General features: G+C 69.5%; 10 protein-coding genes and 1 pseudogene. 1 reads left to right on the plus strand and 10 read right to left on the minus strand.

Annotation, left to right across the window (positions count from 1 at the left end):
• Positions 1-16: 16 nt before the first annotated feature.
• The gene (locus tag AB8O64_RS36715) at positions 17-535 is read right to left on the minus strand and encodes a DciA family protein (RefSeq protein ID WP_370424307.1); all 519 of its coding nucleotides are present in this window, start codon (positions 533-535) and stop codon (positions 17-19) included.
• A complete protein-coding gene (locus AB8O64_RS36720) occupies positions 532-2,544 on the minus strand; it encodes a hypothetical protein (RefSeq protein ID WP_370424308.1) in 2,013 nt (670 codons plus the stop codon). The genes AB8O64_RS36715 and AB8O64_RS36720 overlap by 4 nt, the downstream gene beginning before the upstream one ends.
• A gap of 263 nt (positions 2,545-2,807) precedes the next feature.
• On the opposite strand from AB8O64_RS36720, the gene AB8O64_RS36725 reads away from it, so the two are divergent.
• Positions 2,808-3,335 (plus strand): hypothetical protein, encoded by a 528-nt coding sequence (locus tag AB8O64_RS36725; protein ID WP_370424309.1) that lies wholly within the window; start codon positions 2,808-2,810, stop codon positions 3,333-3,335.
• Between the two features lie 976 nt (positions 3,336-4,311).
• On the opposite strand, the gene AB8O64_RS36730 is transcribed toward AB8O64_RS36725, so the two are convergent.
• The 8 genes and pseudogenes from AB8O64_RS36730 to AB8O64_RS36765 all read right to left on the minus strand — a co-directional run bounded on the left by AB8O64_RS36730 (position 4,312) and on the right by AB8O64_RS36765 (position 9,289).
• Positions 4,312-4,617, minus strand: a complete 306-nt coding sequence (locus AB8O64_RS36730) for a helix-turn-helix transcriptional regulator (RefSeq protein WP_370424310.1) — start codon at positions 4,615-4,617, stop codon at positions 4,312-4,314.
• Between the two features lie 109 nt (positions 4,618-4,726).
• Entirely contained in the window at positions 4,727-5,257 is a 531-nt protein-coding gene (locus tag AB8O64_RS36735) for a GIY-YIG nuclease family protein (RefSeq protein ID WP_370424311.1), read from the minus strand.
• Entirely contained in the window at positions 5,254-5,721 is a 468-nt protein-coding gene (locus AB8O64_RS36740; RefSeq protein ID WP_370424312.1) for a deaminase, read from the minus strand. Before AB8O64_RS36740 ends, AB8O64_RS36735 begins: the two co-directional genes overlap by 4 nt.
• On the minus strand, positions 5,721-6,401 hold the full coding sequence (locus tag AB8O64_RS36745; protein ID WP_370424388.1) for a RibD family protein: 681 nt from the start codon (positions 6,399-6,401) through the stop codon (positions 5,721-5,723). Before AB8O64_RS36745 ends, AB8O64_RS36740 begins: the two co-directional genes overlap by 1 nt.
• A 4-nt stretch (positions 6,402-6,405) precedes the next feature.
• A complete protein-coding gene (locus AB8O64_RS36750; protein WP_370424389.1) occupies positions 6,406-7,446 on the minus strand; it encodes a DNA-binding protein in 1,041 nt (346 codons plus the stop codon).
• A 222-nt stretch (positions 7,447-7,668) separates the two neighbouring features.
• Positions 7,669-7,839 (minus strand): annotated as a pseudogene (locus AB8O64_RS36755) (helix-turn-helix domain-containing protein); the annotation flags it as partial.
• Between the two features lie 116 nt (positions 7,840-7,955).
• Positions 7,956-8,543, minus strand: coding sequence for an AAA family ATPase (locus AB8O64_RS36760; protein ID WP_370424313.1), 588 nt, complete (start codon positions 8,541-8,543; stop codon positions 7,956-7,958).
• Positions 8,540-9,289 (minus strand): GntR family transcriptional regulator, encoded by a 750-nt coding sequence (locus AB8O64_RS36765; RefSeq protein WP_370424314.1) that lies wholly within the window; start codon positions 9,287-9,289, stop codon positions 8,540-8,542. The genes AB8O64_RS36760 and AB8O64_RS36765 overlap by 4 nt, the downstream gene beginning before the upstream one ends.
• Positions 9,290-9,548 lie beyond the last annotated feature (259 nt).

Below are 9,548 nucleotides of genomic sequence, written 5' to 3' on the forward strand. Positions count from 1 at the left end.
GAGACGCCCGTCATCTTCACCGTCCACGGGAAGCCGTCTCCCTGGTTCTGACCGGGCCCGTGGACACGGCCGGGGCGACGTCAGCCGGCTTCGAGGCGGGCACCGAACCGGGCGCGAGGACCCGTAACGCGCGCACGACCGTTCGCCCTGCCGAGATGTTGGCCGCTTCGATGACGCGAGCCTGCTCAAGACGCGCCTTCGCCGCCCAGGCCGTCGACTCCGGGCACACCGTGAGCTGACCGGAGTCCGGGTCGAACGCCACGGCGGCGACGTGTCCGGCGAGGTCGGGGGCAATTACCGCCCACCGGTCCCGCAGCGTCGCGCCGACGGCCGGGAGCTCCCAGGCTCGCTCGGTGACCAGCGCGCCGATCGCCGCTCCGAGGCCCATCGGCTCGCGCCCATCCCGGCCCACCGGACGCACCGGCCGCGGCTTCGACTTCGCCTTCTGGCCGCCGCCGTTACGCCGGGCCTGCTCCCTCGCGGCCCGCAGCGCCACCCGGGCCAGGTCCACGCCGGACACCTCGCCGCCACTCATGCCTGCCCCCACGGGATGTAGCCGAGGTCCAGATGGCCGAGACCGGACAGGCGCCGCACCGTCGCGACGAACGCCCGGGTGAACAGGCGCTGCGCCGATGCCTCGCCGTACCGGTCGATGTGGTCGAACACCAGCTGGTGGTCGGCAGCGGCGCGGTTGCGCCAGTCCAGGACCTGCTCGCGGGTGAGTTCCTCGAGGACGAGTTCCTGGCCGCCGTCGACGTCGACGGGCTCCGGTGCCGGAGCAGGGACGGCTGCCGGACGGGCCGTGGGTGGCACGACCGGGGCCACCAGCGCGGCCAGAACGCCGTCGGCCGGCTGCGCGGTCGCGGCTTCGGCACGGGCCTGGACGGCGGCAGCCTGCCGGGCACGGACCTGCTCCCACCGGCGCGCCTTGGCCCAGGCATCGGCGGTCACGTCCTGGTGGAGCTGCTGCTCGGCAGCTGCACGGCGCTCGGTCTCGGAGGCACCGGGCATCGCCGCGTCGACGGCGGCCGCGACCGCGCGACGCTGGGCGCGGCGGTCGGCCTGCCTTTCCTCGCAGCGCGGGCAGTCCCGGCCGGAGTCGAGCAGCATCCGGTCATCGCACCGCACGTCACCGCACTGCTGACGCTGCGGCAGGGCGAAGCCGATCAGCCAGCCCACCGGGTCCGTGATCGGACCGCCCAGCCGCATCTGTTCCTCCAAGCGCCGGGAGATGCGGTCGGCGAGGACCTGCGGCGCATCCGTGCGACCGGCGAAGCCGACCACCCGAACCAGCTCGCTGCGGGCCGCGGCCTCCACCAATTTCCGGGCGACCGGACGGTTCAGGCGCGCCCACACCAGGTCAACCGAACTCAGGACGGCTCGCAGATCCTCCGGCGGCAGGGGCACCCTCCCCCGCTGCTGCCTGCCCTGACCCACACCGTCCACGGCCTGCACCGGAGTACCGGCCACTGGCCTGCGGCCAGGCTTCTCGCTGCTGATGGACATCGACGGGAACTTCTTCGGCTGTTCCCCGCGGAGCGGGCCGCCGTCCTCGCGCGGGCACGCGCGGTCCGGCAGACCACCGGTCCCACGACGGCCTTCGCCGGAAAAACTACCAGAGAGCGAGAGGGGATGGACTGGAGTAACCACAGGAGAGTGGTCAGTGTGAAGGGCTGCTGCAACATCGGGGTCTGCAACCTGAGCCTCATCCGCCATTGGCACGTCGCTGACCTGCGGCTCTCCTTCCGGCGCCGGTGCCTCAACAGGCCCTGCCACAACGTCGGGCTCTGAAAACACGGGCTGCGGGGCCTCCACAAGGTTCTCCGGGACATCACCGGCACCGGTACGGCCGTGCGCGGCGGCGACCGACGGCACCATCAGCCGCGTACGGTGCGCGAGCCCGGACCCCGTCTCCAGACGCACCCGGCGCACCAGGCCCCGCCCCTCCAGGCGCTCCAGCACCCGCTCCCCCGCCGACGCCGTGCACCCCAGCAGCCGGGCCACCGTCGCCGCCGCGCGCCCGCGCTTGGTGTCCACCGCGCCGCCGCATTGCCGCCCCCGACCGGTCTCCCGCGCCTCCAGCACCAGAAGAAGCAGCGCGAGACGGTCCGTCGCCGCGCCCCGACCAGTACGCGTACCGATCAGCCCAGCCGGAGTGACCCGCCCGTCCCGGTGCGCCCAGCCCGGCGCCATCACGGCCTCCACCAGCCGCCACAGGGTGGCGTACTCCTTCTTCGCGAGGTTCAGCGGGTGCCCGACGACGTCCTGCGCCGCCCACAGGGGCAGCACCTTGCACTTCAGGCCGGCGTCCTCGCGGTACTCGCCCTTCGCCGTCCCCACGGAGACCACGCCCGAGCGGCGCAGCACCGGCACCACGTTGGAGGCCGTGTACGACGCGGACAGCCCGAGCCACCGCCCGAGCTCACCGGTGCGGATCTCCACCACACCGGTCTCCGACGGCGTCCGCGACGCCAGCACCAGCACCGCCAGACGCACCGCATCCGACGCACCGTCCAGGCCGGCGACATCCAGCAGCGCACGCACCGCCCCACCCAGACGGGCGCGAGCGTCTCGACCGAGCGACAGCGGATGGCCCGCGGACCGCTCTGGTACCGGCCCGGCCGGGACGGCCCGCAGCCGCCGCCGACTCCCGCCCGATACCTCGCCGACGGACCTGTCGATCGGCTTTCCGCCGGGGTGGGGCGGTGCGGCGACTGCCGCCCGCGCCATCACAGGAACTCCCCCGTGCCCGAACGACGCACCGACGACACCGGGAACCGGCCACCACACCGCTCGTTGTGATGGATATGGCAGCCAAGAAGGATCCCGCCGCACGGCGCGCCCGCGAGGCCGCGCGCCGCGCCGCCGCAGCCGAGCGCCTCGGCCCCCGCCCCATCAAGACGCCCCGCCCGCGCACCCTCTACAGCCTCAACCCGCCGGGGCTCTACTACCAGGAGTGGGACAAGCCGACCGGCACGGATGAGGAGGTGATGGGCAAGGTGATCGAGGCGTTCGGCACCGAATCCGGCGAGGCCGCCACCATGCGCCTCCTGCTGGAATACCGCGGGATCTACGGCCCGCACGTCCCGCTCGCAGCCGCCGGCCACCTCGACGTGATTGTGCAGGACACTGACCTCGCGGGCGAGCTCACCAAATCGATGGGCTCCACGCCGGACGACGTCCGAGAATCGCTCCACTCCCTGCACGCACAGGGCATGCTCCTCGTCGCGGACGACGGATCCCTCTGGATGACCATCCCCCCTGGCACGCCGTACTCCGCAGCAGGAGGCCAGTGGGCGTTCGTGGAACAAAAGGTGGCGGCACCAACCAGCTGAGCGCCCCGCCTTCTCCGAAGAGTCCAACTCGCCGCTTCGGTCCTCGACGCGCCCTGTCGGGGGGTGCACCGGCCGGGCGGCCGACGCTGCAACCCCCAGTCCGGCTGAGAACTGGTCGATAGAGATCATCTCGATACCCTGGCGCGGACTGCCTGTGGACAGAGCCCGAGCAGCGGCAAGACCCCGGACCGCTCCCGCCCGACGGGCAGAAACCTCGGATCGCGTCCCGTCACACGGGACGTCGCCCTCGCGGGCACCGCCGTCGACGGAGTTGTCGACGACCTCCGAGAGCGGGTGCACGAGCGGGGTAGCGGACGTCGCGACCGCGCTCATCGATCCCGCCCCGAAAGCGCTGCGCTTGTGCGTTCCTACAGGAAATGAAACTTTCGGCACAGAAGGCGAATACCGGAACAAACCGGAAGCCGATCCCGTCACACGGGAAGCCTGACACTCCCGAACCGGGGCGAAATGGACAAGCTCAAGCTGACAAGGGGCACTGACCTCAGGCACTATGAAAACGACCTGCTCTCCATATGCATGGACCGACCGAGCCCGTCAGGGCTGGCCGAGCCGAACGTGTGGATATGCCGGGTGACGCCCCCTCCGTGAGGAGCGGGCAGCCACAACGGGCGGGGGGAGATTTCTCCTTTCCTCGGGGTGGTGCTGAATCGCGATGCCCCTGTGGTGGGGGCCCGCGGTGAGGCGGGTAGTACGCCGACCGTCAGGCCGGGGTGCTGCTCAATGCGCAGCTGGTGCTGCTGCGGCTGTGGTGGCCGTGGTTAGTGGCCGGGTTGTGCTGTGGTGGCCCTGATGAGGGGCCGGTGGATATGAGCGGCTTGATGAGCCGCAGCTCGGAACCGGCTGCAACCGGGACCTGAGCGACCGACACGGGTAATGAGCCCGATCGGAGACGGGCCGCGCGAGGCCAGCGGGAGGTTAGTCCGCTTCTTGGCGCGCGCGGCCGATGGCCACTAGGTCATCCCGACCCCCCTTCGGAGGCCGGCGTCGGCATGCCCTCATTCAGTTCAGCGGCTTGGGGAAAGCGCTCCGCTAGCCGCTTGAGCAGGTGGATGTAGGCATCGCGCTGCGGGCGCCGGGGGGTGCTCTTCCCCAGCTCCCATCGCACGACGGCAAGGCGCTTTACGCCCACCGCGTCGGCGACGTCCTGCTGCGTGAGGTTCGCGGCGAGGCGCAGTTGCGCGCGCACGTGCGGCGGCGGGAGAACATCGTCCAGGCCGTCCAACAGGGCATCGACCTGCTTCAAGCGGTCCGGGTCGGACATAGCGCAGCCTCTCAAGATCGATCGATCTCTGAAACATACACTGTTTGATTCCCGGTGAGGCAGTGCGTTTTCTTTCCATGGGGGCGCAGTTTGACTGTCTGGCAGGCCGTCATGCCGGCCTCCGAACGGTGAACAGCTGACGAGACCGGTCACTTCGAATAGGTGGCCGTTGACGCGCACGTCCCTTGGCAACTAACGAGTCCAGGTGCGCGAGCATCGTCGGGAGCGTGTACCCGAGCCGGTCGGCGGCTTCGAGGGCGGTGAACCGAGAATCGGTGAAGGCGGTCCAGGCCAGTTGATGAGCCAGCTGGTCCAGATCGAGAGGCGGCGGCTGCCTGTAAGGGCGCTTCACCGGGGGCGAGGGAGGCGGCACCACGATTGAGCCGCCCTCGACGGCCGCCCGCACGGCCTGGACCGGATCTGATGTGAACGTGAACCATTCGCCATGCGACCGGATCTCAGCGAAGTGATCATGTAGTGCCTGCTCAAGAGCGGGACCCCCCGGGGCACTCCACAGGACCTTGAGTTCCACAGGAGACATGTTCTGGATCTCTCGCAGCCGCCGAACGAGATCGACGGACACGCCGATCTTCACGGTCTGGCTGTTAGCTGATCCGATCACGTACACCTGCTCTGTCATGCGAGGTCCCCCAGATGTGCGTTGACAGCCTTCGCGGCCGCCGTCAACTCGGGCAGCTCCACCACGATCACCCCAGCCTCCACCAGCTGCTCGTAGCCGATGCAGTCGTCGACGAACAGTGACGGCTCCCGCCAGGCGATGACCACGCGTGGGATGCCGGCCTCGAGGATCCTCCGCGCGCACGGCGTACGGGAGGCACTGCGCTGGGAGCAGGGCTCCAGCGTGCTGTAGATCGTCGCCCCCGCGAGACGCGGGTCATCCTGAGGGAGTTGGGCGAGGGCGACCTCTTCTGCATGCTCGCGGGGTCCGGTCGCGCGGGAGTATCCGGACGCCAGCTCGGTTCCGTCCTCGCCGACGATGACCGCGCCGACCGAGTATGCGCCTGCGGCCGGAGGGCACAGCGCGGCAAGGTCGATTGCGCGCTGTATCCAACGGAGGTCCTGGTCTCGGTCGGGCGCGTACATCAGCCACGCTCCTTCGGGGCGTAGCGCAGCAGCACGACGTCGCCGATCGCGCGGGCCTCCAGCAGCCGCATACGGGAGGTCGACCCGCCCGGGTAGTCGGCGGCGCCCAGGAACTTCGGGGCGTCGGCCTGGCCCACCAGCAGCGGGGCGACGGCGAGGTGGACCTCGTCAGCCAGGTCCTGGGCCATGAGCTGGGTGTGGATCGTGCCGCCGCCCTCCACCATGAGCCGACCGATGCCTCGGCGGCCGAGCTCGTCGAGGACCAGTCCCCAGTCGAGCTCGGGGCCGACGCTGACCACGTCCGCGAGGTCCGCGAGCGTCGCCTTCACCTTGTCCATGGCGGAGTCGACCGTGAAGACCAGCTTCTGGCCGCCGAAGTGCCAGAACTTCAGATCTGCGTTGAGATCGCCGGAGGCAGTCACCGTCACCTTCAGCGGGTACTCCGACCGGCCCTCCGCGAGCCGCTTCGCGCGGCGCTCCTCGGAGTTGACCAGCAGCCTCGGATTGTCCTTCCGCATGGTCGTTGCGCCGATCAGGATCGCGTCGCAGGAGGCGCGCACCTCGTCCACGCGGTCGAAGTCCTCAGCGTTGGAGAGCAGCAGCCGCTCGGGGCTGGTGTCGTCCAGGTAGCCGTCGACCGACGTGGCGGCGGATAGTAGAACGTACGGGCGGGCAGTCATCTGCTCAGGCATCCGTTTCTGTCTCGTGGAAGAGGGTGGAGTCGAAGATGGCGCGGAACTCGGCTACGGCCGGCTCGCGCTGCCAGGGAATCAGGGCCTTGTCGAGCCGCGCGAGCTCGTTCGTGATCCGACCGGAGCCCGTGTCCTCCGCGACGGTCAGCGCGTGCATTCCGAGCGCGGCGGCCTGGTCCGGTGCGCGGGCGCCGGCCAACGCCACGGCCTGCCGCGCCACGTAGACGCCCCGGTCGCGGTGGTAGCCGTCCGGCATCAGCCGGATGGCCGCGCCGAACGCGTCCGCGGCCTGGTCGTGCTTGCCGAGCGCCTCGAGGCCCTGGGCGCGATGAACTTCCACGTACGAGGCGTTCAGCCACACGCCCCACGGGGTGGGGTCGGCGGCGGCGCCATCGAGGGCGTTGCGGACGTCGTCGATCGCCCGCTCGCTCTCGTCGGCGTCACCGCGCAGCGCGTGTCCGTACGCCTCGTAGGTGCGCGCGACGGCGGCGAGGCGGCTGCGCGGACGGGCAATGCGTTGGGCGGCTTCGGCGAGGTCGACCACGTCGACCAGGTCGGCCGTGTCACCGGCCAGCTGTGCCTTGCGGGCCATGACGTACGTGGTCAGGTCGTTGTCGCCGACGGTGTGGGACCACTGCATGGCCCGGTCCAGCCAGTACGACGCCGCCTGCGGGTTGCCCAGGTCCTGATAGAGCCAGGACAGGAACTCGCCGTACTGCGTCTGGAGCTCCATCAGGTCGCGCCGGTCGGCGCCCTTCGCGTCCCGGCGTAGCTCCTGGATGACCTGGATGTGGTCGCGCACTGCGGCGACGGCGTGCCGGGGCCCGAGCAGGTTGTCGTTGTCGATCAGCAGGCGGCGGGTGCGACGCAGGTGCTCCACCGGCGTTGAGCCGTACGCGTACGCGGCCCGGGCCTTGCGGATCAGACCGGGAACGGCACCCGAGTCCGCGAAGGCAGGCGAACCGACGCCGACTGCGGCCGCAGCCCCGAGCCCCATTCCGGTGCGCAGCAGCGCGCGCCGATTCAGAGCCACCCAAACCACCGACCCATCAGCTAGACGACACGGGACCGAGATCCCCTCACCGTCCGACGCTGCCTGGTCAGCCACGGCAAAAGCCAGATCCACCGATGATCTGGCCACATGCGCCGGGGGATTGGCCACATGGCCACGCTCGTCACCGATCCGCTCCCACAGGCGGAGCAGCATGCCGCTGGCACCCAGCTTGTCGTCCAGGACCATCGCCTGCGACCGGTCGGGCGTTCGCTCCGCGCGCTCGAATCGTCCCAGGTGGCTGTGGTCGATACGAGTACGTCGACCGAGCTCGCGCAGGCTGAGTCCCCGTGAGGTCCGCAGCTCCCGCAGCTGGTACCCCCAGTTGTGCAAGGGCGACACCCAGGGCGTCAGCTCCCTCGGCTTCTGCGCCATCCCGCCCCCAACCTCGTGGCCTATGTGGCCAGATGATCCGGCCACATGTCAGATCTGGAACTCCCAAGTCGGCGGACCTAGAACCGAAATGGACGGTCCGCCGACTCGGGAGGCTCTCAGTGTTCTACGATTCCATCCACATCCGGCTGCTGCGCACGGCAGAGCAGGGCGAGGACGCTGTCCGGATGACCGTCGTACACAAGGTGCGGCTCGTCATCGGTCGGCGGGGAGAATCGTCCCGCATGCCGAAGGAGGTCCTCCTCGCTGAACTCGATGCTGTTCGCGTCGATCAGCGATTGCTCGTTGCGTTTCCGGATCCGGTCCCAGCGCACCTCGTGCGGGAGCGGCAGGTAGATCAGTATGGGCTCACCGCCAGCCTTGATCACGGTCGCTGCCCACTGGGCCCGCTCCTCCGGAGTCCAGAAGCCGTGGTCGACCACGGCGTCGTGTCCGGCCGCCAGGAGCCTTTCGAGCTCAAGGGCGATGTCCTTGAGCACGGGGGCCTCTCTAGTCCTGAACTGCCCGCGGGGGAAGTCCCGGCCGTAGTGGCCGTAGCGGCGGAACATCTCCTCGTCGGGGCAGAGGCGCCGGAAGCCAGCCTTCTCCAGGGCCCGAGCGAGGGTCGTTTTGCCCGCGCCCTGCAGGCCCGACATGAGGATCGCGCGAGGCGTGGGGACCGGGCGGCCGGTGTTGCGCCCGGTCATCGCAGAACCTCTGACGTGGTACGCCGGGTGCGGCCGGGTGCGCCCAGGTCCACGCCGTACTCCAGTAGCTCGCCATTCGAGTCAAGGAACCGTGCGGTCAGCACCAGGATGGCCGCCACGGTGCCAGCCTCCAGCTCCAGGAGCTCGAGGTCGTGCGTTGTGGCGATGCGAGCGGTCTCCTCGTCTATGCGGCGTACAGCGTGCCGCCCTGTCACCCGAGCGATCAAGTCCAGCGAAATGCCTCCTTTGAGGCGCTCGCTGCGGGCTAGGTCCGGGATCTCCACGGCGAACCTGACGGGGATCCACGAGGTCGAGTGGGAGACGATTCCGTGCGCATCACGGTAAACGCGACTCCGGCGAATCACGTCGGCACCAGGCGCGATTCCCATGGCCTCGGCGACATCGACCGGGGCTGGCACCACACCAGCCGTGTGACCGGACGACTTCTCCCCGACGCCCCAGGACGACTGGGTCCTGCTGCTGCGGTCGTGTCGTTCAGCTCCAGAGGAGAGGGACACCTGCGTGCCGAGCACTTCCGTGCCAATGCCGTGAATACCAGCAACCAGGCGTTCCTCCTTGAGGACGCGCAGGGCCTTCTCGACCGTGGCTGTGCTGACGGACCACTCCTCCGACAGGTTCTTGATGCTCGGCAGGAGTGTGCCGGCGACCAGCGCGCCGGACTCGATCAGATCTCGATAGTGACCTGCGATCCGTGCGTACGGCGGTCTGTTGTCGGCCCGGCTCACGTCTGCCTCCTCGGTGGCTCGTCGCTTCAAATCTTAGGTTTCTTACCGTACCGCTTGACAGCTTAGGGGACCCTAGGGAACCTTAGGCATGCGAGGTGACAGCCGGTAGGCAACGCCTCACATTGCACATGCACCACCGCAGTTTCTGCAGCTCGTCTCTTCGGAGGTGGGCAGGTGGTCGGAGGCGGTAGCACAACCAAACCCCCCGGCCGGCAGGACTGCTTGTACGACCCCAGCGCTGATGCGCTGTCTATCCGCC

The sequence above is a fragment of the Streptomyces sp. QH1-20 genome (assembly GCF_041283565.1).
GTDB lineage: Bacteria > Actinomycetota > Actinomycetes > Streptomycetales > Streptomycetaceae > Streptomyces > Streptomyces syringius.

Coding starts and splice junctions, on each gene's coding strand:
- AB8O64_RS36715 (WP_370424307.1), bottom strand. CDS start 535: ATGAGTGGCGGCGAGGTGTCCGGCGTGGACCTGGCCCGGGTGGCGCTG.
- AB8O64_RS36725 (WP_370424309.1), top strand. CDS start 2,808: ATGGCAGCCAAGAAGGATCCCGCCGCACGGCGCGCCCGCGAGGCCGCG.
- AB8O64_RS36730 (WP_370424310.1), bottom strand. CDS start 4,617: ATGTCCGACCCGGACCGCTTGAAGCAGGTCGATGCCCTGTTGGACGGC.
- AB8O64_RS36735 (WP_370424311.1), bottom strand. CDS start 5,257: ATGACAGAGCAGGTGTACGTGATCGGATCAGCTAACAGCCAGACCGTG.
- AB8O64_RS36740 (WP_370424312.1), bottom strand. CDS start 5,721: ATGTACGCGCCCGACCGAGACCAGGACCTCCGTTGGATACAGCGCGCA.
- AB8O64_RS36745 (WP_370424388.1), bottom strand. CDS start 6,401: ATGACTGCCCGCCCGTACGTTCTACTATCCGCCGCCACGTCGGTCGAC.
- AB8O64_RS36760 (WP_370424313.1), bottom strand. CDS start 8,543: ATGACCGGGCGCAACACCGGCCGCCCGGTCCCCACGCCTCGCGCGATC.